This is a genomic window from Mesorhizobium sp. RCC_202, assembly GCF_041355295.1.
Classification (GTDB): Bacteria; Pseudomonadota; Alphaproteobacteria; order Rhizobiales; family Rhizobiaceae; genus Mesorhizobium.
Genome location: NZ_JBFUPO010000001.1, coordinates 88,266 through 112,846, shown reverse-complemented (window position 1 = coordinate 112,846; position 24,581 = coordinate 88,266). Strand labels below are relative to the sequence as shown.

At 63.0% G+C, this 24,581-nt stretch carries 23 protein-coding genes; 18 read left to right on the top strand and 5 right to left on the bottom strand.

From position 1 onward, the window contains the following. The first annotated feature begins 7 nt into the window (after positions 1-7). The 7 genes from ybeY to AB6802_RS00490 all read left to right on the top strand — a co-directional run bounded on the left by ybeY (position 8) and on the right by AB6802_RS00490 (position 6,609). Entirely contained in the window at positions 8-505 is a 498-nt protein-coding gene (gene ybeY, locus AB6802_RS00520; protein ID WP_371008038.1) for an rRNA maturation RNase YbeY, read from the top strand. Between the two features lie 27 nt (positions 506-532). Next, positions 533-1,645, top strand: coding sequence for a hemolysin family protein (locus AB6802_RS00515; protein ID WP_371008037.1), 1,113 nt, complete (start codon positions 533-535; stop codon positions 1,643-1,645). 11 nt (positions 1,646-1,656) lie between these two features. Continuing rightward, positions 1,657-2,127, top strand: a complete 471-nt coding sequence (locus AB6802_RS00510; protein ID WP_371008036.1) for a VOC family protein — start codon at positions 1,657-1,659, stop codon at positions 2,125-2,127. Positions 2,128-2,308: 181 nt separating this feature from the next. Then, positions 2,309-3,898, top strand: coding sequence for an apolipoprotein N-acyltransferase (gene lnt, locus AB6802_RS00505; RefSeq protein WP_371008035.1), 1,590 nt, complete (start codon positions 2,309-2,311; stop codon positions 3,896-3,898). Positions 3,899-4,036: 138 nt separating this feature from the next. Beyond that, a complete protein-coding gene (locus tag AB6802_RS00500) occupies positions 4,037-4,459 on the top strand; it encodes a helix-turn-helix domain-containing protein (protein ID WP_371008034.1) in 423 nt (140 codons plus the stop codon). A 177-nt stretch (positions 4,460-4,636) separates the two neighbouring features. Next, positions 4,637-5,902, top strand: a complete 1,266-nt coding sequence (metK, locus tag AB6802_RS00495) for a methionine adenosyltransferase (protein ID WP_371008033.1) — start codon at positions 4,637-4,639, stop codon at positions 5,900-5,902. After that, positions 5,899-6,609, top strand: a complete 711-nt coding sequence (locus AB6802_RS00490) for a tRNA (guanosine(46)-N(7))-methyltransferase TrmB (protein ID WP_371008758.1) — start codon at positions 5,899-5,901, stop codon at positions 6,607-6,609. Before metK ends, AB6802_RS00490 begins: the two co-directional genes overlap by 4 nt. Before the next feature lie 28 nt (positions 6,610-6,637). Here AB6802_RS00490 and AB6802_RS00485 read toward each other — a convergent pair whose 3' ends face one another. After that, positions 6,638-6,799 (bottom strand): hypothetical protein, encoded by a 162-nt coding sequence (locus AB6802_RS00485; protein WP_371008032.1) that lies wholly within the window; start codon positions 6,797-6,799, stop codon positions 6,638-6,640. Positions 6,800-7,102: 303 nt separating this feature from the next. Between AB6802_RS00485 and rimP the strand changes: the two genes are divergently transcribed. From rimP to AB6802_RS00435, 10 genes are all read left to right on the top strand, one after another. After that, entirely contained in the window at positions 7,103-7,729 is a 627-nt protein-coding gene (gene rimP, locus AB6802_RS00480; protein ID WP_371008031.1) for a ribosome maturation factor RimP, read from the top strand. 47 nt (positions 7,730-7,776) lie between these two features. Then, positions 7,777-9,372, top strand: a complete 1,596-nt coding sequence (gene nusA, locus AB6802_RS00475) for a transcription termination factor NusA (RefSeq protein WP_371008030.1) — start codon at positions 7,777-7,779, stop codon at positions 9,370-9,372. Positions 9,373-9,410: 38 nt separating this feature from the next. After that, entirely contained in the window at positions 9,411-10,061 is a 651-nt protein-coding gene (locus AB6802_RS00470; protein ID WP_371008029.1) for an RNA-binding protein, read from the top strand. Then, the gene (gene infB, locus AB6802_RS00465) at positions 10,058-12,634 is read left to right on the top strand and encodes a translation initiation factor IF-2 (protein WP_371008028.1); all 2,577 of its coding nucleotides are present in this window, start codon (positions 10,058-10,060) and stop codon (positions 12,632-12,634) included. The genes AB6802_RS00470 and infB overlap by 4 nt, the downstream gene beginning before the upstream one ends. 140 nt (positions 12,635-12,774) lie before the next feature. Further along, a complete protein-coding gene (rbfA, locus tag AB6802_RS00460) occupies positions 12,775-13,197 on the top strand; it encodes a 30S ribosome-binding factor RbfA (RefSeq protein WP_371008027.1) in 423 nt (140 codons plus the stop codon). Beyond that, on the top strand, positions 13,197-14,156 hold the full coding sequence (gene truB, locus AB6802_RS00455) for a tRNA pseudouridine(55) synthase TruB (protein WP_371008026.1): 960 nt from the start codon (positions 13,197-13,199) through the stop codon (positions 14,154-14,156). The genes rbfA and truB overlap by 1 nt, the downstream gene beginning before the upstream one ends. Positions 14,157-14,200: 44 nt before the next feature. After that, positions 14,201-15,295 carry a magnesium/cobalt transporter CorA gene (gene corA, locus AB6802_RS00450; RefSeq protein ID WP_371008025.1) on the top strand — a complete coding sequence of 365 codons (1,095 nt, stop codon included), beginning with the start codon at positions 14,201-14,203 and terminating at the stop codon, positions 15,293-15,295. Positions 15,296-15,547: 252 nt separating this feature from the next. Beyond that, positions 15,548-15,859 (top strand): 30S ribosomal protein S15, encoded by a 312-nt coding sequence (gene rpsO, locus AB6802_RS00445; RefSeq protein ID WP_371008757.1) that lies wholly within the window; start codon positions 15,548-15,550, stop codon positions 15,857-15,859. A gap of 375 nt (positions 15,860-16,234) precedes the next feature. Next, the gene (gene pnp, locus AB6802_RS00440) at positions 16,235-18,382 is read left to right on the top strand and encodes a polyribonucleotide nucleotidyltransferase (RefSeq protein WP_371008024.1); all 2,148 of its coding nucleotides are present in this window, start codon (positions 16,235-16,237) and stop codon (positions 18,380-18,382) included. 69 nt (positions 18,383-18,451) lie between these two features. Continuing rightward, complete coding sequence (locus AB6802_RS00435) at positions 18,452-19,462, top strand: class I SAM-dependent methyltransferase (RefSeq protein ID WP_371008023.1); 1,011 nt, start codon at positions 18,452-18,454, stop codon at positions 19,460-19,462. 79 nt (positions 19,463-19,541) lie between these two features. Here the strand turns inward: AB6802_RS00435 and AB6802_RS00430 are convergent, their stop codons facing one another. From AB6802_RS00430 to fabA, 4 genes are all read right to left on the bottom strand, one after another. Then, positions 19,542-21,095: a putative bifunctional diguanylate cyclase/phosphodiesterase gene (locus AB6802_RS00430; protein WP_371008022.1), complete on the bottom strand. Its 1,554-nt coding sequence runs from the start codon at positions 21,093-21,095 to the stop codon at positions 19,542-19,544. Positions 21,096-21,196: 101 nt separating this feature from the next. Next, positions 21,197-22,009, bottom strand: coding sequence for an enoyl-ACP reductase FabI (fabI, locus tag AB6802_RS00425; RefSeq protein ID WP_371008021.1), 813 nt, complete (start codon positions 22,007-22,009; stop codon positions 21,197-21,199). Between the two features lie 29 nt (positions 22,010-22,038). Beyond that, positions 22,039-23,259 (bottom strand): beta-ketoacyl-ACP synthase I, encoded by a 1,221-nt coding sequence (gene fabB, locus AB6802_RS00420; RefSeq protein ID WP_371008020.1) that lies wholly within the window; start codon positions 23,257-23,259, stop codon positions 22,039-22,041. Between the two features lie 127 nt (positions 23,260-23,386). Then, the gene (gene fabA / locus AB6802_RS00415) at positions 23,387-23,902 is read right to left on the bottom strand and encodes a 3-hydroxyacyl-[acyl-carrier-protein] dehydratase FabA (protein WP_371008019.1); all 516 of its coding nucleotides are present in this window, start codon (positions 23,900-23,902) and stop codon (positions 23,387-23,389) included. Positions 23,903-24,147: 245 nt separating this feature from the next. Here fabA and irrA point away from each other — a divergent pair, with 245 nt between their 5' ends. Continuing rightward, the gene (gene irrA, locus AB6802_RS00410; RefSeq protein WP_371008018.1) at positions 24,148-24,579 is read left to right on the top strand and encodes an iron response transcriptional regulator IrrA; all 432 of its coding nucleotides are present in this window, start codon (positions 24,148-24,150) and stop codon (positions 24,577-24,579) included. The last annotated feature ends 2 nt before the right edge of the window (positions 24,580-24,581 follow it).

The window sequence follows — 24,581 nt, the reverse complement described above, 5'->3', positions numbered from 1 at the left end:
AGGCCGCATGGCTGAAGCCGCCAAACCAGCTGGCAAAACGCCGGTCGATATCGATGTTTTCGTCGAGGCCGGCGATTGGCCGGCGGAAGTCGAGCTGACACGGCTGGTCGATCGCGCCGTGGCAATGGCCTTTGCCGAAACCGGCGCCAGCGGCGCCTCCGAGCTCAGCATCGTTTTTTCGGACGACGCCCATATCCAGACGCTGAACGCGCAATGGCGCGGCAAGGACAAGCCCACCAACGTCTTGTCTTTCCCTGCTTTTTCGTTCGCCAAAGGCGGTCCGCTGCCGCCGATGCTGGGCGACATCGTGCTGGCGGCGGAGACGGTTTCGCGCGAGGCCGCCCTGGAAGACAAGCCCCTGGCGAACCATATCACCCATCTCGTCATCCATGGCCTGCTGCATCTTCTTGGCCACGATCACGAGACCGAAGCCGAGGCCGAGGAGATGGAAGCGATCGAGCGCAGGGCGCTTGCGAGGCTTGCCATTCCCGATCCCTACGCGTAACAAAAAAGCTCAATTGACCTGATGGCCATGAACGATAAACCAGAAACTGCCGCCCGTCCGGACGCCGGCAGTGCTGCCAAGCCTTCCGAAAAGTCGGAAGAGGGCTCCAGTCCGAGTATTCCGACCGGCAGCGCGGCCGCCGAGCCGCAGCATGCCGGTCCTTCCCTCGTCGCCGGTCCTTCCGTTGTCGCCGGTCCTTCCCTTGTCGAACGCGTGCTCGGCCTGTTCAGGCACCGCAATGGCACCAATTTGCGCGAGGAGATCGCCGACGCGCTTGCCGAGACGGCGAGCGATGTCGAGTCGTTCTCGCCCGGCGAACGCGCCATGCTCAACAACATCCTGCGGCTGCGCGAAGTGCGCGTCGAGGACGTGATGGTGCCGCGCGCCGATATCGAGGCCGTCGAGATCAACACCACGCTTGGCGATCTGCTTGGCCTGTTCGAGCAGTCCGGCCATTCGCGCATGCCGGTCTATTCCGAGACGCTCGACGACCCTCGCGGCATGGTCCACATCCGCGACGTGCTTGCCCACATCACCAAGGTCGCCCGCGTCAAGAAGGGCCGCGCCAGAGCAAAGACCCCGGTGGCGACCGCGCTCGACCTTGCCCAGGTCGACCTGGCGCGCACCATCGGCGATCTCAGCCTGATCCGTCCGGTGCTGTTCGTGCCGCCGTCGATGCTCGCCTCCGACCTGATGGGGCGCATGCAGACCAACCGCACCCAGATGGCGCTGGTCATCGATGAATATGGCGGCACCGATGGCCTCGCCTCGCTGGAAGACATCGTCGAGATGGTCGTCGGCGACATCGAGGACGAGCATGACGATGACGAGCCGATGATCACCCAGACCGGCGACGGCGTGTTTGTGGTCGACGGCAAAGCCGAGATCGACGAGGTCGCCAAGATGATCGGCGAGGATTTCGCCGCCGGCGAGCATGGCGAATATGTCGACACCATCGGCGGCATGATCTTCAACACACTGGGACGCGTCCCGGCGCGCGGCGAAGTGGTTCAAGCCATCCCCGGCTTCGAATTCCATGTGCTCGACGCCGACCCGCGCCGTGTCAAGCGCGTGCGCATCGTCCAGAGCCAGAAGGGCGAGCGCCAGCGCCGCCGCGCCGCGCGCACCGAGCAGGCCTGATATTGTCGCCTATGCCGGTCGACGACCCGTTCAAGCACGCCGTGCTTGGTTCAGGTGTCTTCTACAAAGATCCGCGCGCCGCATTGATCTGGCTCCAGGCCGCTTTCGGCTTCGAGCCGTCCATGCTGGTGAGCGACGCCGACGGGCGCCTCGTCCATGCCGAAATGCGTTTCGGCGACGGCTACATCATTGTCGATTCCGAATGGGCCGATCACGTCGCCAGCCCGGCATCGGTCGGCGGCAGGAACACCCAGGCCGTCTATATCCGTCTGAAGGATGGCATCGACGCCCATTGCGAGCGGGCGCGGGCGGCCGGCGCCGAGATCGTCCAGCAACCTGCCGACCAGTTCTATGGCGAGCGCCAATACCGGGCGCGCGACCTCGAAGGCCATGTCTGGACGTTCAGCCAGTCCATCCGCATTGTTTCGCGCGAGGAGGCCGAGCAACTGAGCGGCCTGCGCATCGAAGGCTGGCATCGCTGAACATTTTGTCACTAGCGGAATCGCCTGGTGCCGCGGAAGTGCCGCTACCCAAAGAACGATAGCACAATGCCCGTTCCCGCTATCGCGCAGCCGTGAATTAGGCCCGGCTGATCTGGGTTTGGAGCAGGCCGCGCAGCCTGTTAAACCTTCGCAACTGATTCGCGCGACTTGGGACGTCTGCATGGAGCGCCTGACCGGCCGGATAATTCTGCTGTGGGGGTGGCGGCGGGCGCTGGTAGCGTTTGTCGCCGGCGCGCTCGCCGTTCTTGCCCAGGCGCCCTACGACTTCTTCGCCGTCTGCTTCATCTCGTTTCCGGTGCTCGTATGGCTGCTCGACGGCGCCACCGGCGAAGCCTCCGATGGATGGCTGAAACGCCTGAAGCCGGCCTTTGCCACCGGCTGGTGGTTCGGTTTCGGATATTTTCTCGCGGGTCTCTGGTGGATCGGACAGGCGCTGCTGGTCGAGGCCGATAGCTTTGCCTGGGCCTTGCCCTTCGCCGTCGTCGGCATCCCCTTCGCGCTCGCCTTTTTCTACGGTTTCGCCACCGTCGTGGCCCGGCTGTTCTGGAGCAGCGATATCGGTCGTATCGCGGCGTTGGCGTTCGGCTTCGGCCTGACCGAATGGCTGCGCGATTTCCTGTTCACCGGCTTTCCCTGGAATGCCGTCGGCTATGCCGCAATGCCGGTGCCGCTCTTGATGCAGAGCGTATCGGTGACCGGCATGATCGGCATGAACGCGCTCGCGGTCTTTGTCTTTTCGCTGCCTGCGCTGCTAGCCGCGCGACGCCATCTCAGGCTGGGCTTCGCCCTGCTCGTCATCCTCATCGCCGGTCATGTCGGCTTTGGCTATGTCAGGCTTGCCGTGCCGGTTAAATCGAGCCGCGCGATCGAGGTTCGCATCGTGCAGCCGGCCGTCGATCTCAGCGAGAAATGGGACGCTTCGGTGCGCGATCGCATCTTCGCGACACTGCTCGGTATATCGGCAAAGGCTCCCGCGGAAGGTCATACCAAGCCGCAGTTGATCCTGTGGCCTGAAACCTCGGTGCCGTTCCTGTTCACCGAGCGGCCGGACGCGCTGACGGCGCTCGGCGACATGCTCACCGACGGCCAGTTGCTGATCGCCGGTGTCGTGCGCGAGGAGGGCGGCGCAGTCGCCAACGCCGACAGCCGCTATTACAATTCCGTGGTGGCGATCAACGACAAGGGCGAGATCGTCGACGCCGTCGACAAGGTTCATCTGGTGCCGTTCGGCGAATACGTGCCTTTCGCCGAATTGTTCCAGCGCTTCGGCATCGGCCAGCTCGTTGCCGGACCGATGAATTTCGCCGCCGGCAACGAGCGCCATCCGATCGCCCTGCCGAATGGCCTGCGCGCCGCTCCGTTCATTTGCTACGAGGTGATCTTTCCCGACCTCGTGGCAGTTGACGCTGCGTCATCCGATCTTATTGTGAACGTCACCAACGATGCCTGGTTTGGCGACACGCCAGGCCCTTATCAACACTTCAGGCAGGCGCAGATCCGTGCGGTGGAAAATGGCAGGCCTTTGTTGCGCGCGGCTAACAATGGCATTTCCGCCGTGGTCGATTCGCGCGGGCGCATTGTCGATGCCCTGGCCGTCAACGCGCGCGGCGCCATCGATGCGCGTGTGCCGATCGCGGGCCAAGCTTTCTTCTCGGCCGATCAGCGGCGAATTAACGGATTGCTGATCATGTTGCTGTTTGCCCTGACGGCCTTCACATTGAATGTAAGGCAACGGCTACGGGTGAATTGACAGTCGGCACATTAGAAACTCATACTGTAACGCCTAAAATTTTCTCGAAGTCGGTTGGGGTTTCTGTTGGGGCAGGTGGCTCCGGTTTCGTATGGGCGGGAAAAATAGAAAAAGCCGGAAAAATTCGGCGAGGAAAAAATGACAGAAGAGAACAAGAAGAAGCCGAATCCGATCGACATCCATGTCGGCAGTCGTATTCGGCTGCGTCGCAACATGCTTGGCATGAGCCAGGAAAAGCTGGGTGAAAACCTCGGCATCACGTTCCAACAGATCCAGAAGTACGAAAAGGGGACAAACAGGGTTGGCGCAAGCCGTTTGCAGGCGATCGCCTCCATTCTGAGCGTTCCCGTCGCGTTCTTCTTCGAGGATGCCCCGGGCGAGGAGGCCGGCGGCGTCAACCGGGGATTTGCCGAGGATTCCTCCATGTCCTTCGCCATCGAATTCTGCGGCAGCCCGGAAGGACTTCAGCTCAATCGGGCTTTCGTCAAGATAGCCGATGTCAAGGTGCGACGCAGGATCATCGATCTGGTGAAGGCGCTCGCTGCCGACGAGGCCGATTGATTTCGGCCCATCTCCTCGACTGATGTCACCGGTAGCGCCCCGCCGCCGGTGGCATAAGCCGCCAATGCCGACATTCATGCCAGATCCGTCGCGCCGCTTGACGAGCAGCGCCCGGCACCGCTAACACGTGGCGCGCCAAAATCGGCAACCTGCCGATGCTTTCAAGAGGGGACACCCGTGACGCGGCAGAATTATTTCTTCACCTCGGAATCCGTTGCCGAGGGCCATCCCGACAAAGTCTGTGACCGCATCTCCGACGAAATCGTCGATCTGGTCTATCGCGAAGCCAAGAAGACCGGCATGGACCCGTGGAAGGTCCGCGTCGCGTGCGAGACCTTGGCGACCACCAACCGCGTCGTCATCGCCGGCGAGGTCCGCGTTCCCGAAACGCTTTTGAAGAAGGACAAGGCCGGTAACATCCTCAAGGATGCCGCTGGCCACCCTGTCGTCAACCCGGCGAAGTTCAAGTCCGTCGCCCGCAAGGCGATCCGTGAGATCGGCTACGAGCAGGCGGGCTTCCACTGGAAGACGGCCAAGATCGAGGTGCTGCTGCACGGCCAGTCGCCCGACATCGGCCAGGGCGTCGACAACGCCGCCGATCGCCAGGGCGAGGAAGGTGCCGGTGACCAGGGCATCATGTTCGGCTATGCCTGTCGCGAAACGCCGGACCTGATGCCGGCGCCGATCTACTACAGCCACAAGATCCTCGAATTGCTGGCCGCTGCCCGTCACGAAAACAACGGCGAGGCCGGCAAGCTCGGACCGGATGCCAAGAGCCAGGTCACTGTCCGCTACATCGACGGCAAGGCCGCCGAAGCGACGCAGATCGTGCTGTCGACCCAGCATCTGGATTCAAGCTGGGATTCCAAGAAGGTCCGCAAGGTCGTCGAACCCTACATTCGCGAGGCGCTGGGCGATCTCAAGATCGCCGACGATTGCATGTGGTATATCAACCCGACCGGCAAATTCGTCATCGGTGGGCCTGACGGCGACGCCGGCCTCACCGGCCGCAAGATCATCGTCGACACCTATGGCGGCGCGGCACCTCACGGCGGCGGCGCCTTCTCCGGCAAGGACACCACCAAGGTCGACCGTTCGGCGGCTTACGCGGCGCGCTACCTCGCCAAGAACGTGGTCGCGGCCAAGCTCGCCGACCGCTGCACCATCCAGCTCTCCTACGCCATCGGCGTCGCTCAACCGCTGTCGGTCTATGTCGACCTGCACGGCACCGGCAAGGTCGACGAGTCGAAGCTGGAAGAGGCGCTGCGCAAGGTGATGGATTTGTCGCCGTCGGGCATCCGCCGTCATCTCGACCTCAACAAGCCGATCTACGCCAAGACCTCGTCCTACGGCCATTTCGGCCGCAAGGCCGGCCGTGACGGCTCCTTCTCCTGGGAGAAGACCGATCTCGCCAAGGCGCTCAAGGACGCTGTCGCCGCCTGACGCCGGAGGACCACAAAGATCGCCCGAGCCGCGCGACCGAAGGATTCTTCGGCCGCCGGCACGGCAAGACCATCCGGCCACAGCAGGCGATTGCCCTCGAAAGCGGGCTCCGTGCTCATGGAATCGATCTGGCGGTCCCGCCCTCGGCGGACCTTGCGGACCTGTTCAAGGCCAATGTTTCAGCGATTCAACTGGAAATCGGCTTCGGTGGTGGCGAGCATCTTTTGCATCGCGCGACCGAAGCGCCGGCGACCGGCTTCATCGGTGTCGAGCCTTTCGTCAACGGCATGGCCAAGATGATGGCGGCGCTCGGCAAGACGCCGCTCGCTAATCTCAGGGTCTATGACGACGACGCCACGCGCTTGCTCGACTGGCTGCCGCAGGCCTCGCTCGACGGCATCGACTTGCTCTATCCCGATCCCTGGCCGAAGAAAAAGCACTGGAAGCGGCGCTTCGTCGGCCCGGCCAATCTCGGCCGCTTTGCCCGCGTCTTGAAGCCGGGCGGCAGGTTCCGTTTTGCTTCCGATATAGACAGCTACGTCAACTGGGCACTGCTCGCCTGCCGCGATCATGGCGCCTTTGATTGGCAAGCGCGGGACGCAACCGATTGGCACCATCCCTATGAGGGCTGGCCCGGCACGCGTTATGAGGCAAAGGCCATCCGCGAGGGACGGCGTCCGGCCTATCTGACGTTCATCCGGAAATAGTCCAAGGCATTGCGCTGAACGCTCTGCCTCAGAACCGGCCAGTCCTGTCGAACGCGGCCGGATCGATGCCGAGCTTCTTAAGGTCACTCGGGCGCGGCTTGCGGCCGGCTTCGACGGCGCGCGAGGCGGATGCGGCGCTGCCGAATGTGCTGAAAAAGTCACCGATGACGAAAAACAATCCACGGTCCATGACAAAACCATCCCACGCGCCACCGCGCGCGTCCTTTCTCTTTAGCATCAGAGGATAAATGGGTGCCTCGGCCCTTTGTCCGCAAGGCCGCCCGCCGCATGGCGGCCATGCTCGGCGCGCAACCCTGCCTGGACCTCGCTCCGGCCCTGAACTTCGCCCCAGCTTGCCTGCAGGCTTGAAACACAGTTCGGTATCGTCTATATCAGCCTCAAATTCTTGGTCGGTATGACGAAGAGTGGGTCCACCCGGTCCCGCTCTTTTTTATTACCTGCCGGCCGGAAGCGACAAAGCGACAGGATTCTAATGACTGCAGCGGCAAGCGAAGCCGACGACCGTATCATCCGCGAAAGCGGTGTCGATGCGCGCATTGCGCTGATCGTTCAGCCGGTGCTTAAAGCCATCGGTTTCCGCCTCGTGCGCGTGCATTTGACCGGCCAGAACGGGCTGACGCTGCAGATCATGGCCGAGCGTGAAGACAGCACCATGACTGTCGAGGATTGCGAAGAGGTCAGCCGCGCGGTGTCGCCGGCGCTCGATGTCGATGATCCGATCGAAAAGGCGTATCATCTGGAAGTCTCCTCGCCCGGCATCGACCGGCCGCTGGTGCGCAAATCCGATTTCACCACCTGGACCGGTCATCTGGTCAAGCTGGAAACGTCGGTTCTGGTCAGCGATCGCAAGCGCTTCAAGGGCAAGATCGCCGAGGCCGATGCCGACGGCATCCTGTTGGAGCGCGACAAGGCGGCCTATGGCGAAGAGCCGACGGTGCGCGTGCCTTATGACGCGATTGCCGAGGCCAGGCTGGTGCTGACCGACGATCTCATCCGCGATGCCCTGTCGAAGGACAACCGGGCGCGCAAGGAAGCCAAGAAACGCCGAGGCGAAGCGGAAGACGCCGCCGAGGAAAACGAAACCGAACAGGAAAGTTGATAGCGCCTGCCGGGCCGCGTGTCCGGGGCGAAATCGGGAGAAAGACAATGGTTGTAAGCGCCAACAGGCTTGAACTGCTGCAGATCGCCGATGCGGTCGCGCGTGAAAAGTCAATCGACAAGTCGATCGTCATCGCCGCCATGGCCGATGCGATCCAGAAGGCGGCGCGCTCGCGTTACGGCCAGGAGACCAACATCCGCGCCGACATCAACCCGAACACCGGCGAGATGAAGCTGCAGCGGCTGATGGAAGTGGTCGAGAAGGTCGAGGATTACGCGACGCAGATCGCGCTTTCCACCGCCCGCGAGCGCAACCCCGACGCCCAGGTCGGCGACTTCATCGCCGAGCAGCTGCCGCCGATGGATTTCGGCCGCATCGCCGCCCAGTCGGCCAAGCAGGTCATTGTCCAGAAGGTGCGCGAGGCCGAGCGCGACCGCCAGTTTGACGAATACAAGGACCGCATCGGCGAGATCGTCAACGGCACCGTCAAGCGCGTCGAATACGGCAACGTCATCGTCGATCTCGGCCGTGGCGAAGCGATCATCCGCCGCGACGAGCTGATCCCGCGCGAGAACTACAAGTATGGCGACCGCGTCCGCGCCTATGTCTATGACGTGCGCCGCGAGCAGCGCGGCCCGCAGATATTCCTGTCGCGCACCCATCCGCAGTTCATGGCCAAGCTTTTCACCATGGAAGTGCCGGAGATCTATGACGGCATCATCGAGATCAAGTCGGTCGCCCGCGATCCGGGCTCGCGCGCCAAGATCGCCGTCATCTCGCGCGACTCTTCGATCGACCCGGTCGGCGCCTGCGTCGGCATGCGCGGCAGCCGCGTTCAGGCGGTGGTCGGCGAATTGCAGGGCGAAAAGATCGACATTATTCCGTGGTCGCCGTCGGCCGCCTCCTTCATCGTCAACGCACTGCAGCCGGCCGAAGTCGCCAAGGTGGTGCTCGACGAGGATGCCGAGCGCATCGAGGTCGTGGTACCTGACGACCAGCTGTCGCTGGCCATCGGCCGCCGCGGCCAGAACGTGCGTCTAGCCTCGCAGCTCACCGGCTGGGATATCGACATCCTGACCGAAGCCGAGGAATCCGAGCGCCGCCAGAAGGAATTCGTCGAGCGCTCGGCGCTCTTCATGGAAGCCCTCGACGTCGACGAGATGGTCGGCCAGGTGCTGGCCTCCGAAGGCTTCACCAGTGTCGAGGAAGTCGCCTATGTCGACTCCGGCGAAATCTCCTCGATCGATGGCTTCGACGAGGACACCGCTTCGGAGATCCAGACCCGCGCCCGCGAATATCTGGAAAAGATCGAGGCCGAGCATGACGAGAAGCGCAAGGCGCTCGGCGTCCAGGACGAGCTGCGCGAGATCCCCGGTGTCACCACCGCCATGATGGTGACGCTTGGCGAGGATGGTGTGAAGACCGTCGAGGACTTCGCCGGCTATGCCGCCGATGATCTGGTCGGCTGGAAGGAACGCAAGGACGGCGAGACCAAGGTTTATCCCGGCGTGCTCGCCTCTCACGGCGTCTCGCGCGCCGACGCCGAAGAGATGGTGCTTGCCGCCCGCAAGAAGGCCGGCTGGATCACCGAAGACGAGCTTGCGGCCGAAGAGACATCGGCTGACGAAGCCGTTGGTGCGTGAGGTGAAACCGCATCGCACACAACCCGCCCCAGGACGAGATGAACGATCGCACCTGCATCGTCACCCGCAAGCAGGCCGAACCGGATGAACTGATCCGGTTCGTCGTCGGCCCGGATTCGGCCGTCGTTCCCGATCTCAAGAGAAATCTGCCTGGCCGCGGTTGCTGGGTCACCGCCGACCGCCTACATATCGACAAGGCGGCGGCGAAAAATCTGTTTGCCCGCGCCTTCAAGGCGCAGGTTGCCGTTCCTCCCGATCTCGGCGGTATGGTCGACGGACTGCTTTCCAGGTCCGCTCTGGGCATGCTTGGTCTTGCTCGCAAGGCCGGCGCGATTGCTCTCGGAGCCACCAAGGTCGAGAGCGCGGTGCGCAGCGGACTGGCGCTTTTCGTGCTTCACGCGACCGAAGCGTCCGATGACGGCGTGCGCAAGATCAGCCAGGCTCGGCGGGCAACCGTCCATCTCGGTGGCCCTGCGGTCCTTGCCTACAAACTTTTCTCCGAGGCTGAGTTGAGCTTGGCATTGGGGGGTACAAATGTGATACATGCTGCCGTTCTCGCGGGAGACGCGGGCAAGGCGGTTGAGAAGCGCATGGTTGCGCTCGACCGATATCGGGGCGGAACCCCGGACGATCTGGCAATGCTTGCGGCCGTTGCTGACGAAGATGATGCCGCAGAGGATATGGAATGAGCGATACGAAATCGGGCGACGATAAGACGTTGAGCGTTACGCCGAAGAAGACCTTGACGCTGAAGCGCCCGGGTACCGAGCAGGGTACCGTGCGCCAGAATTTCTCGCATGGCCGCACCAAGCAGGTCCAGGTCGAGATCAAGAAGCGCAAGTTCTCGATGCCTGGCGACAAGCCGGAGCCGGTGGCGGCGCCTGTCTTCACGCCGAAGCCCGCCCCTGTTGTTGCCGCACCCGCGCCGGCCGTGCGCGAAGCGCCGAAGGCGCCGCCGCTCCAGTCGGAGCGCTCGGGCATGGTGCTCAATGAATTGTCTCGCGGCGAGATGGAAGCGCGCCGCAAGGCGCTCGAGGGCTCCAAGGCGCGCGAGGTCGAGGACCGTCAGCGCGCCCAGGAGGATGCCAAGCGCCGCGCCGAGGAAGAAGAACGCCGCAAGCGCGAGCGCGAGGAATCCGCGCGCCGTCAGGCCGAGGAAGAAGCCCGCTTGCAAACCGAGGCCGAGTCCCGCCGCCGCGCCGAGGAAGAGGCACGCCGTCGCGCCCCGCAAGCCGCCGAGCTGGTCACGGTCGACGACGAGGAAGAGACCAAGCCGCGGCGTCCTGGTGGCGCCGCCGCCAGCACGCCGGTGCGCCGTCTGGCCACGCCGGAAGTCGCACGGCCGGCCAAGCCCACCAAGGGCGAGGAAGACCGTCGTCGCGGCAAGCTGACGCTGAATTCGGCGCTGTCTGATGAAGATGCGCGGGCCCGCTCGCTGTCGTCGATGCGTCGTCGCCAGGAAAAATTCAAGCGCGCGATGCATAATGAGCCGCGCGAGAAAGTCATGCGCGAAGTGATCCTGCCCGAAACCATCACCATCCAGGAACTGGCGCAGCGCATGTCCGAGCGCGCCGTCGACGTGGTCAAGTTCTTCATGAAGCAGGGCCAGATCCTGAAGCCGGGCGACGTCATCGACGCCGACACGGCCGAACTGGTCGCCACCGAATTCGGTCACACGGTCCGCCGCGTTGCCGAGTCCGACATCGAGGAAGGCCTGTTCAACATCGCCGATCATGCGGAAGACCTGGTGTCGCGTCCGCCCGTGGTCACCATCATGGGCCATGTCGATCACGGCAAGACCTCGCTGCTCGACGCCATCCGCAACGCCAATGTTGTCTCCGGCGAGGCCGGCGGCATCACCCAGCATATCGGCGCCTACCAGATCGAGAAGAACGGCCACAAGATCACCTTCATCGACACGCCCGGCCACGCCGCCTTCACAGCGATGCGCGCCCGTGGCGCGCAGGTCACCGACATCGCAGTGCTGGTGGTGGCTGCCGACGACAGCGTGATGCCGCAGACGATCGAATCGATCAGCCACGCCAAGGCGGCCGGCGTGCCGATCATCGTGGCCATCAACAAGATCGACAAGCACGACGCCGACCCGCAGAAGGTGCGGACCGAGCTGCTGCGCCACGAAGTGTTCGTGGAATCGATGGGCGGCGAGGTGCTGGACGTCGAGGTTTCGGCGACCAAGGGCACCAATCTCGACAAGCTCTTGGAAGCGATCCTGCTGCAGGCCGAAATCCTCGATCTCAAGGCCAATCCCGACCGCACCGCCGAAGGCGCGGTCATCGAGGCCCAGTTGGACAAGGGCCGCGGCCCTGTCGCCACAGTGCTGGTGCAGACCGGCACACTGATGCCGGGCGATATCATCGTCGCCGGAAACGAGTGGGGCCGTGTGCGCGCGCTTGTCGACGATCGTGGCGGGCATGTGCAGGAGGCCCCGCCGGCCATGCCGGTCGAAGTGCTTGGTCTCCAGGGCACGCCGCAAGCGGGCGATCGCTTCGCCGTCGTCAACAACGAAGCGCGCGCCCGTGAGATCACCGAATATCGCCAGCGCCTGGCGCGAGACATGGCGGTGGCCAAGCATGCCGGCCAGCGCGGCTCGCTCGAGCAGATGATGTCGCAATTGCAGACGAGCGGACTGAAGGAATTCCCGCTGGTCATCAAGGGCGACGTGCAGGGTTCGATCGAGGCAATCAACGCCGCGCTTGAAAAGCTCGGCAACGACGAGGTGCGCGCGCGTATCGTTCACGCCGGCGCCGGCGGCATCACCGAAAGCGACGTCTCGCTCGCCGAGACGTCCGGAGCGGCTATCATCGGCTTCAACGTCCGCGCCAATGCGCAGGCACGTGCGGCCGCGGTCGCCGCCGGTATCGAGATCCGCTACTACTCGATCATCTACAATCTCGTCGATGACGTGAAGGCGGCACTTTCCGGCATGCTTTCGCCGGAACGGCGCGAGACCTTCATCGGCAATGCCGAGATCCTCGAGATCTTCGACATCTCCAAGATCGGCAAGATCGCCGGTTGCCGTGTCACCGAAGGCAAGGTCGAGCGCGGTGCCGGCGTGCGCCTGATCCGCGACAACGTCGTCATCCACGAAGGCACGCTGAAGACGCTGAAGCGCTTCAAGGATGAAGTCTCTGAAGTGCCGGGCGGCCAGGAATGCGGCATGGCCTTCCAGAACTACGAGGACATGCGCGTCGGCGACGTCATCGAGTGCTTCCGCATCGAGATGGTAACCCGGACGCTCTAAATTCGGATATAATCGCCGAAATGATCCGGGCGGCAGCCGAAAGGCTGCCGCCCAACCCTTGCTCATTGAGACCCAACTCTTACTCATTGAGACATGTGGCGTGGTCCCATCCCGCGCTTCACGATTTCAGGACCGAAGAAATGCCCCGTTCGACCACATCAGGCCCCTCCCAACGCATGCTGCGCGTTGGCGAACAGGTGCGCCATGCGCTCTCCGAAACCTTGCAGCGCGGCGAGATCCTCGATCCGGTGGTCGAGAACAGCGTCGTCTCGGTCTCCGAAGTGCGCATGTCGCCGGACCTCAAGATCGCCACCGCCTTTGTCTCGCTGCTCGGCGCCGGTGACGCCGATGCCGTGATCGAGGCGCTCAACAAACATGCGAAATTCGTGCGTGGCCGTGTCTCCGGCGCGCTGCGGCAGATGAAGTACATGCCGGAGTTCCGCTTCCGGCTGGATACCTCCTTCGACAATTTCGCCAAGATCAACGAACTGCTGAAGTCGCCCGAAGTCGCGCGCGATCTCGGTCCCGATGGCCAGAACAAAGACGACAAGGACCAGGAATAGTGGGGCGCCGCGGTAAGAAGAAGGGCCGGCCGGTTTCCGGCTGGGTGGTGCTGGACAAGCCTGTCGGCATGGGCTCGACCGAGGCGGTCTCCAAGATCAAATGGTTGTTTCAGGCGGAGAAGGCAGGCCATGCCGGCACGCTCGATCCGCTGGCATCCGGCATGCTGCCGATCGCCTTGGGCGAGGCGACCAAGACAGTGCCTTATGTGCAGGACGGCGCCAAGATCTACCGTTTCACCGTCGCCTGGGGCGAGGAGCGCTCGACCGACGACCTCGAAGGCCCGGTGACCAACAGCTCCGAGCGCCGCCCCGCCGAGGCCGAGGTGAGGGCGCTGCTGCCGAAATACACCGGCGTCATCATGCAGACGCCGCCGCAATTCTCGGCCATCAAGATCGCCGGCGAGCGCGCCTATGACCTTGCCCGCGACGGCGAGACCGTCGAGATACCCGCCCGCGAAATTGAGATCGGCCGTTTGGACATCATCGAACAGGGCGCCGACAAGACCATCTTCGAGGTCGAATGCGGCAAGGGCACCTATGTGCGCTCGCTGGCGCGCGACATGGGCCGCGATCTCGGTTGCTTCGGCCACATAGCCGAATTGCGCCGCGTCGAGGTCGAGCCGTTTACGCCGGAGGATTTTGTCACCGTCGCCGAGCTGGAGGCGGCCCGCTTTGATGGCAAGACCGACGAGAATTCGCAGGACGCCGAGGCTCCCGTCGATTTTAGCGCCATCGACGCGCTCCTGGTGGATACCGCGGTCGCGCTCGACTGCCTGCCGCAGGTCGCCGTCAGCGACGACGCCGCGACGAAAATCCGGCTCGGCAACCCGGTCATCATCCGCGGCCGCGATGCGCCGGTCGAGGCCGAGGAAGCCTGCGCCACGGCGCGCGGCAAGCTCGTCGCCATCGGCGCCATCGAGCAGGGTATGTTCAAACCCAAGCGGGTCTTTGTCGGGTGAAGGTTCTCAGCTAGTTTCGGTTCGGGTTCACGGCTGAGGTTCCGATGGCAAAGGATGACGCAGGCAGGAAACGCGGGCCGCTGCAGATGCGGCGGCCACCGGTCGGCGCGTCGCCGGGCACGCTCATTGCCGATCCGTCCGCACGGCGCAGCGAGCTCAGGCTGACGCTGATTGCGCCGGAAAAATTCAAGACCATCGACAATGCCTCTATCGACGACCTCAACACCCATTGCGAAAAATGGCCGGTCGTCTGGCTGGATTGCACCGGGCTCGCCAACATTCCGCTTATCGAGGAGATCGGCCGCATCTTCAACCTGCACCCGCTGGCGCTGGAAGATGTGGTCAACACCGGGCAGCGGCCGAAGGTGGATTTCTTCGAGGATCATGCCTTCGTCGTCATGCGCATGATCGATGAAGTGACGTCCCATCGTTACGAGCAGATATCGCTGTTCTTCGGCAGGAATTTCGTCGTCACCTTCCAGGAGCGCGAGGGCGATCCGTTCGATCCCGTAAGGAAGCGCATCGCGGGCGCAATGCCCAACCGGCTGCGCTCGCGCGGTTCCGATTATCTGGCCTATGCCCTGATCGATGCCATCGTCGACAGCTATTTCCCGCCGATCGAGGCGGCGAGCGAACAGGTCGACGGCATCGAGGACCAGATGCTCAACGTGCCGCATAAGCATCAGATGCAGCAGCTGCATGAATTGAGGCGGGACGCCAATGTGCTGAAGGGCGTGCTGTGGCCGATGCGCGATGCGCTGGCGACGCTGATCCGCAACGACGTGCCCTTCGTGAAGGCCGAGACCAAGATCTTCTTCAACGACACGCTCGACCATTCGCTGCGGCTGATAGAACTGGTCGAGAACCAGCGTGACATGCTGACCGGCCTGATCGAGATGCACGTGTCGCTCACCCAGGCGCGCACCAACGACGTCATCTCCTATCTGACGATCGTCTCGGTGATCTTCATGCCGCTGACCTTCCTCGTCGGTGTCTGGGGCATGAATTTCGATCCGGATAGCTCGCCCTGGAACATGCCGGAGCTGAAAGCCTATTACGGCTATCCAGTGTCGCTTCTGTTCATGCTGGTGGTGGCTGCCGGGCTGATTGCGTTCTTCAAATGGAAGAAGTGGCTCTAATGCATGTCGCCCAGAAGTGTGCGGCGGTTCTGGGACTGCGACATGCATCAAACAAACACCTAAAGCGCGTCGCCTCAACCCGCTTCGGCGCGACGCGCTTTAGGTCTTGAATTCTCCCATTTCCGCGGCTGGAACCTGCGACAAGCCGGCTTGACAATTAGGCTGGTGTTTTCTCGGGAATTGCACTATATGCGCGGCAGCTTCGCGCCCTGACGCGTTGCTTGCACTGGCCCCTGCTGGACGACATCCCGGCTGTGGGCGTCTCGTTTCCTCCAACAGATAAGGAAAAGCACGATGTCGGTTACTGCCGAACGCAAACAGGAATTGATGACCGAATTCGCAACCGCCAAGGGCGACACCGGTTCTCCGGAAGTCCAGGTTGCCATCCTTTCCGAGCGTATCAAGAACCTGACGGAGCACTTCAAGGACCACAAGAAGGATAACCATTCCCGCCGTGGTCTTCTTGCTCTCGTCTCCCAGCGCCGCAGCCTGCTTGATTATCTCAAGCGCAAGGATGACGCGCGCTACCAGACGCTGATCGACAAGCTCGGTCTGCGTCGCTGACGAATTGACCGGCGGGCTCTCCCAAGGGCCCGCCGGTCGCGCATTGGCGCACCGGATGGTCTGGTGCGACAATGCCGGAGCGTGACGCGCTCTTGATTTGCATCCGCGCAGGGCGCGTTCCGGAAACAACGGTTTTCGGCGTCATGCGCGCAAAGGCCGGCCGACCAGTCGGCCAACCGGTTCCGGACGCGCAGAGGGCCATTCGGAACCGCCCATGGACGGTCATGGGGCAGGATTGCAGGATGCTCGCTCGGCCGATGCCGGATCCATCGAGCTTCCCGTTGTCTTGCCCGTGGCTGCCCGAAGGAAGCCAGGGAAGGGATGACCCGTGACCGTTAAGGCGGCGCGGCCCTTTCCGCATATGAAGGACAAGATATGTTCAATCAACACAAAGTCGAAATCGAATGGGGCGGCCGTCCGCTCATCCTGGAGACGGGCAAGATCGCACGTCAGGCTGACGGCGCTGTGCTCGCCACCTATGGCGAGACGGTGGTGCTTGCCACCGTCGTTTCGATGAAGGAACCGAAGCCCGGCCTCGATTTCTTCCCGCTCACCGTCAACTACCAGGAAAAGACCTATGCCGCCGGCAAGATCCCGGGCGGCTATTTCAAGCGCGAGGGCCGTCCGAGCGAGAAGGAAACGCTGGTTTCCCGCCTGATCGACCGCCCGATCCGCCCGCTCTTCGCCGATGGCTACAAGAACGACACCCAGATCGTCGTCACCGTCGTCCAGCATGATCTCGAGAACGATCCGGACATCCTGTCGATCGTCGCCACCTCGGCTGCGCTTACGCTTTCCGGCGTGCCCTTCATGGGCCCGATCGGCGGCGCCCGCGTCGGCTACATCAACGGCGAATATGTGCTCAACCCGCATATCGACGAAATGCAGGAATCCAAGCTCGACCTCGTCGTCGCCGGCACCGCCGACGCCGTGCTGATGGTCGAATCCGAAGCCAAGGAACTTGACGAAGCGCTGATGCTCGGCGCCGTCATGTTCGGCCACAAGGGTTTCCAGCCGGTCATCGACGCCATCATCAAGCTGGCCGAAGTCGCTGCCAAGGAGCCGCGCGATTTCACCGCGCCGGATTATTCCGCGCTTGAAGCCGAGATGCTGAAGATCGTGGGCGACGAACTCAGCAATGCCTACAAGAACGTCGACAAGCAGAAGCGTTACGCCGCCGTCGACGCCGTCAAGGCCAAGGTCAAGGCAGCATTCGCTCCGGCCGAAGGCGAAGAGGCCAAGTACACCTCCGAGCAGATCGGTTCGGTGTTCAAGGAACTCCAGGCCAAGGTCGTGCGCTGGAACATCCTCGACACCGGCTCGCGCATCGATGGCCGCGATTTGAAGACGGTTCGCAAGATCGTCTCGGAAGTCGGCGTCCTGCCGCGCACCCACGGTTCGGCGCTGTTCACCCGCGGCGAGACCCAGGCGTTGGTGGTTGCCACGCTGGGCACCGGCGAGGACGAGCAGTATGTCGATTCGCTGACCGGCATGTACAAGGAGAAATTCCTCCTTCACTACAACTTCCCTCCCTACTCCGTCGGTGAAACCGGCCGCATGGGTTCGCCGGGCCGCCGCGAAATCGGCCACGGCAAGCTCGCCTGGCGCGCCATCCGTCCGATGCTGCCCTCCGCCGACCAGTTCCCCTACACGCTGCGCGTCGTCTCGGAGATCACCGAGTCCAACGGCTCGTCGTCGATGGCCACCGTCTGCGGCACCTCGCTGGCGCTGATGGATGCCGGCGTGCCGCTGGCGAAGCCCGTTGCCGGCATCGCCATGGGCCTGATCAAGGAAGGCGAGCGCTTCGCGGTGCTCTCCGACATCCTCGGTGACGAGGACCATCTCGGCGACATGGATTTCAAGGTCGCCGGCACTGCCAATGGTATCACCTCGCTGCAGATGGACATCAAGATCGAGGGCATCACCGAGGAGATCATGAAGATCGCGCTGGACCAGGCCAAGGATGGCCGCCAGCACATCCTCGGCGAGATGGCGCATGCTCTGACGGGCGCCCGTCCTGAACTCGGTGAGTTCGCGCCGCGCATCGAGGTCATGCACATCCCGACCGACAAGATCCGTGACGTCATCGGCTCCGGCGGCAAGGTGATCCGCGAGATCGTCGAGAAGACCGGCGCCAAGATCAACATCGAGGATGACGGCACGGTCAAGATCGCTTCGTCGAACGCCAAGGAGATCGAGGCGGCCAAGAAGTGGATCCACACCATCGTTGCCGAGCCGGAAGTCGGCGAGATCTACGAAGGCACGGTCGTCAAGACCGCCGACTTCGGCGCTTTCGTCAACTTCTTCGGTCCGCGTGACGGCCTCGTCCACATCTCGCAGCTCGCCAACGACCGCGTCGCCAAGACCTCGGACGTGGTCAAGGAAGGCGACAAGGTCTGGGTCAAGCTGATGGGCTTCGACGAGCGCGGCAAGGTCCGCCTGTCGATGAAGGTTGTCGACCAGGCCACCGGCAAGGAAATCGCCCGCGACAAGAAGGCCGAGGGCGAAGAAAACGCCGCCTGATTGGCCTGGCCAGGTAAATCGAAACGGGCGCGCCGCGAGGTCGCGCCCGTTTTGTTTCAGGGTGAATGGATGGCCGCGGAGCCGCTGAAGACGCTGTTCTATCCCTTCGAGGCCGAGGCATTGCCTCTGCCGCGAAAGGATGCCCGCGTCCTGTTCCTGGGTGCCGAGCCCGGTTTCCGCTTGCCCGACGGGTTCGAGGCGGCACTGCATCTCGTGCAAGGTTTTCGGCCGTATTTTCGCGCCTTGCAGGGGTCGGGCCGGACGGTCACACCACGAGCCGAGGGGTCCGGCTTCGACATGGCCCTGGTGCTTGCCGACCGTCACCGCGGCCAGAACGAGCGGCGCATCGCCGATGCCATCGAGCGTCTCCTGCCGGGCGGACTGGTCATCGTCGCCGGCGGCAAGGAAGACGGCATCGACAGCCTGCGCAAGCGCATCAACGCGCTGGCGCCGCTCGAAGGCCATTTGCCGAAGCATCACGGCCTGGTCTTCTGGTTTCGCCCGATGGCCACCAACGCGGCAGCGGCACTTCGCGCTGCCAATCCAGATCATCTCGTCGAAGGCCGCTTTCACACCGCGCCCGGCATGTTTTCCTTCGATCGGATCGATGCAGGATCGAAACTGCTGGCCGCGAGCCTGCCCGGCGATCTGAGGGGCAATGTCGCCGATTTCTGCGCCGGCTGGGGCTACCTGGCCGCCGAGGTCGCGGCGCGCTCGCCGCGTCTCGCGAGCCTCGATCTATACGAAGCGGATTTCGAAGCGCTGGAGGTGGCGAAGCTCAACAGTGCAAGTGGCTCAATGACGCCTCGCTTTTTCTGGACCGACCTGCTCAGCGAAACAGTCGAGCGGCGTTATGACGTGGTGGTCATGAACCCGCCCTTCCACAGCGGGCGCGCAACCGAGCCTGAGATCGGCGCCGGCATGATCCGCGCAGCGTCGAAGGCGCTGAAGCCCGGCGGACGCCTGTTCATGGTCGCCAATCGTCAGCTTCCTTACGAGCAGGTGTTGTCGGCGGGCTTTGCCAGCCATGCCGAGATCGCACACGACGGCATGTTCAAGGTGTTTTCAGCGCGCCGCTAAAGCAATTCCAGGAAAAATGTGAGCGGTTTTCCGTCCGGAATTGCGTCAAAACAAAGAGTTAGAGTCGCTTACCGCCGCTCTACTGCACGCTGACGATGCGTGCCGGCTCGCGCGTTTCAAAGGCTGGGCGCGCCTCGCCGAGGTCGATCTTGAGCGGCGCCGGCCGGCCGAACAGATAGCCTTGCACCACCTCGCAGCCGGCGGCCCTGAGCAGGGTCGCCTGGTTCTCGGTCTCGACGCCCTCGGCGATGATGCTCACGCCCAGCGCCCGCGACAGTCCGACAATGGTCGAGACGATGGCGCCGGAGCTGGAATCGGTGTCGATGCGGCTGACGAAGGAACGGTCGATCTTCAGCTTGCCGAACGAGAAATCGATCAGATAGCTGAGATTGGAATAGCCGGTGCCGAAATCGTCGACAGCCACCGAAATCCCCATCTCGGCAAGCTGCTCCAGGATCGCGGCCGCGCGGTCGCGGTCCTGCATCATGGCCGTTTCGGTGACCTCGAGCTCAAGCCGCGACGGCTTGATGCCGGTCGATTCCATCGTCTCGCGCACGATGCCGACAAAGTCCCTGGTCATGAACTGTACCGGCGAGATGTTGACGGCGACGAAGCACTCTTCCGGAAGATAGCGGGCGTCGTTGCAGGCCTTGCGCAGCACCCACTCGCCGATCGGGTTGATCATGCCGGTTTCCTCGGCGATCGGAATGAACTCCATCGGCGGGATCATGCCGCGCTCAGGATGCTTCCAGCGGATCAGCGCCTCGTAGCCGACGATGCGGCCGCTCGGCAGGTTGAGCTGCGGCTGGTAGTGGAGGCTGAAGTCACCGCGGTCGAAAGCGGTCTTCAGCTCGGACTCGATCCATTGCCGATAGTCCGCCACGCGGCCCATATCGGCATGGAACACCGACCAGTTGCCGATGCCGCTGGCGCGCGCGTTCTGCAGCGCAAGGTTCGAACGGCGCAGGATGAGGACCGGATCGACGCCGTCCTTCGGCATCGCCACGATGCCGACCGAGAGGCTGACCGACTGCAGATGCGTCTGCAGCTGGTAGGGCTCCATCATCTCGTTGATCAGCTTTTCGATAAGCCGTTCGATCGAACCTCTTATTTCGCGGTCCGGCAAAAGCACGGCGAATTCGCCGGCGCCGATGCGCCCGATCACCACATCCTTCGGCAGGTTTTCCTTCAGCCTGCTGGTGAAGCCCCGGATCAATTCGTCACCATGGCTGTAGCCGATGGCATCGTTGATCTGCTTGAAGCGGTCGATGTCGATGTCGATCAAGAACATCGGCTCGCCGCTCCTGACTGTCTGGGAGGCGGCATCGGCGATCCTGCCGACCATGGCCGGACGCGACAGCAGACCCGTGAGCTTGTCGAAATGGGTTTCCTTGAAGACATAGGCCGCGGACTCATCGACGCCCGCGAAGAAGGAGAGCGCGGCGCCCCCGGCAGCCAGCGCGCAGAGCGCGGCGATGACGCCCGCCATCGTTTCGGCCGGGATGCCGGCCATGCCGTCGCCGAAGCCGAAGCGCAAACCCCACAGCCCAAGGATGAAACTGCCCATGCCCGAACTGGCGATGGTGATCAGCCGGAACAGCGGTGTTCGCTTCGGGTTGCTGACTGCAGGCATGCAAGGTCCCTAGATTACAGAACCTTTTAGCGGACATCTCCTTAAAATGAGTTTCCGCCAATGCATCCAATTTAACGGAAGGCCGCTATTTGCCCGGTGGATTACTCGCGGCCACCGTCGTTCTGCTTCAATTCCTCAAGCGCCGGCATCGAAACAATATGGTAACCGGAATCTACATAGTGGATTTCGCCGGTGACGCCCGACGACAGGTCGGACAGGAGATAAAGCGCCGAACCGCCGACCTCGTCGATGGTGACGGTGCGCCTGAGCGGCGAATTGCGCTGCTGGTAGGAAAACATGTGGCGGGCGTCGGAAATGCCCGAGCCGGCCAGCGTCCGCACCGGTCCGGCCGAGAGGCCGTTCACCCTGATGCCGCGCGGACCATAGTCGTTGGCAAGGTAGCGCACGCTGGCCTCGAGCCCGGCCTTGGCGACGCCCATGACATTGTAGTTCGGCATCACCCTGACCGAACCGGCATAGGTAAGCGTGATCATCGACCCGCCATCGGTCATCAGCGCGGCGGCATTGCGGGCGATCTCGGTGAAGGAATAGCAGGAGATCACCATGGTGCGCACGAAATTGTCGCGGCTGGTGTCGGCGTAGAGGCCCTTGAGCTCGTTCTTGTCGGAAAACCCGATGGCGTGCACCACGAAATCCAGGCCGCCCCAGGCCTTGCCGAGCGTCTCGAAGGTCGCGGTGACGGAGGCGCTGTCCTCGACGTCGCAAGGCACGACAAGCGAGGCTCCCAGCTTCTCGGCCAGCGGCTTGACCCGCCGGCCGAAGGCGTCGCCCTGATAGGTGAAGGCGAGTTCAGCTCCATGCTCGGAGAGTTTCCTGGCGATGCCCCAGGCGATCGAATGATCGTTGGCGACACCCATGACAAGCCCGCGCTTGCCCTTCATCAACCCGTCCATAGAAGGCAATCCTTATAAAAACGCCGGCCTTATGCGGAATAACGCTGGAAAATCAGCGTCGCGTTGGTGCCACCGAAACCGAAGGAATTGGACAGGACGGTGTCGATCTTGGCGTTGTCGATACGCTTGCGCACGATCGGCATGCCCTCGAATTCCGGATCGAGTTCCTCGATATGGGCGCTCTCGCCGATGAAGCCGCCCTGCATCATCAGGATCGAGTAGATCGACTCCTGAACGCCGGCCGCACCCAGCGAATGGCCCGTCAGCGACTTGGTCGATGTGATGTAAGGCATCTTTTCGCCGAACACCTCGCGGATGGCGCCCATTTCCTTGGAATCGCCGACCGGCGTCGAGGTGCCGTGGGTGTTGATGTAGTCGACCGGCGAGGACACGGTGGCAAGCGCCTGCCGCATGCAGCGCATGGCGCCTTCGCCCGACGGCGCCACCATGTCGTAGCCGTCGGAGGTCGCGCCGTAGCCGACGATCTCGGCATAGATCTTGGCGCCGCGCGCCTTGGCGTGCTCAAGTTCCTCCAGGATGAGGACACCCGCGCCACCAGCGATGACGAAGCCGTCGCGGTTGACGTCATAGGCGCGGGACGCGGCCGAGGCCCTGTCGTTGTATTTCGACGACATCGCGCCCATGGCATCGAACAGGTCCGACATCGTCCAGTCGAGGTCTTCGTGGCCGCCGGCAAACATCACGTCCTGCTTGCCCCACTGGATGAGCTCATAGGCGTTGCCGATGCAGTGCGCGGAGGTCGAACAGGCCGACGAGATCGAATAGTTGACGCCGTGGATCTTGAACCAGGTGGCCAAAGTGGCCGACGCCGTCGACGACATCGCCTTCGGCACCGCGAACGGGCCGATGCGCTTGGGGCTGTTGTTCTTGAGCGTGGTTTCCGCCGCCTCGACGATGGTGCGGGTCGACGGGCCGCCGGAGCCCATGACGATGCCGGTCCGCTCATTGGTGATGTCGCTTTCGCCTAAGCCGGCATCGGCGATCGCCTGATCCATGGCAACGTGGTTCCAGGCCGCGCCCTGGCTCAGGAAGCGCATGGCGCGGCGATCGATCATCGCCGACGGATCGAGCGTCGGCGCGCCCCATACCTGACAGCGGAAGCCGTGTTCGGCGAAGGAATTGGAAAAACTGATGCCGGATTTGGCATCGTAAAGCGAGCTCTGCACCTCATTGGCATTGTTGCCGATCGACGACACAATGCCGAGGCCCGTCACTACGACCCGTCTCATTCGCAACTCCTTCCGGCGTATTTGGCGAAAAACCTAGTCGGTTTTCTCCCAAGATCATACGCAAAATAAACTGTTGCGACGCCGCTTGCGTGTCCGCCGGACACCATGGACGCCGTGGCGAAACCGATCAGACGGCCGACTGTTTGGACAGGCCGACCTTCAGATCCGTTGCGGCGTATATGGGTTCGCCATCCGCCTTGAGCCAGCCATCGGCGATGCCGAGCACCAGGCGGCCGCGCATCACGCGCTTGAAGTCGATGCCGTATTCCACTTTCTTCACCGACGGCGTCACCATGCCCTTGAACTTCACTTCACCGGTCGACAGCGCCATGCCCTTGCCGGGCTCGCCGAGCCAGCCGAGGTAGAAACCGGTCAACTGCCACATGGCGTCGAGGCCGAGACAGCCCGGCATGATCGGGTTGCCGATGAAGTGGCAGGCGAAGAACCACAGGTCCGGCTTGATGTCGAATTCGGCGCGGATAAAGCCCTTGTCGTGGGCGCCGCCGGTCTCGCTGATCTCGGTGATGCGGTCGAACATCAGCATCGGCGGATAGGGTAGCTGGGCATTGCCCGGTCCGAACAGCTCGCCGCGGGCGCAGGCAAGCAGTTCCTCGTAGTCGTAGCTGGACTTTTGACCCGCCATCAAATTTCTGTCCCCATCGTTCTTCGCAAGCGCCGGGCGCCCTCGTCGTTGGTTTCCTAACACACTCTGTTTGTGGCCGGAAACCGGCGTTTGCGCTTAACCCGTGCGCCTGCCCGGGTCAATGCGCGCTATTGATCGCATTCGGACTACAGAATATATGTCGAACGATGTCCGGGTTTGGCTTTTGACGTCTTTTTGCCATTCCGGACCTGTTTAAGGGCTGGGCCATAAGCTTCGACGCATAGATGGATACGGGCTACCGGAAGGAAAATGTCGCTGTGGACAAGCGGGTTCGCGAAGCCGGCCTGAGGCCGACACGCCAGCGCATCGCGTTGGCCGATCTGCTTTTCGCCAAGGGCGACCGCCACCTTTCGGCCGAGGAACTGCATGAAGAGGCAGTCGCCGCCGGCGTGCCGGTTTCGCTGGCGACCGTCTACAACGCGCTCCACCAGTTCACCCAGGCCGGCCTGCTGCGCATCCTGGCAGTCGAGGGTTCCAAGACCTATTTCGACACCAACACTTCCGATCACCATCATTTCTACATCGAAGGCGAAAATCGCATCTTCGATATCGAAAGCGGGCCGGTGACCGTCTCCAACCTGCCGGCGCCTCCGGAAGGCATGGAAATCGCCAATGTCGACATCGTCGTGAGGCTGCGCCCGAAGCGCGCCGGCTGACC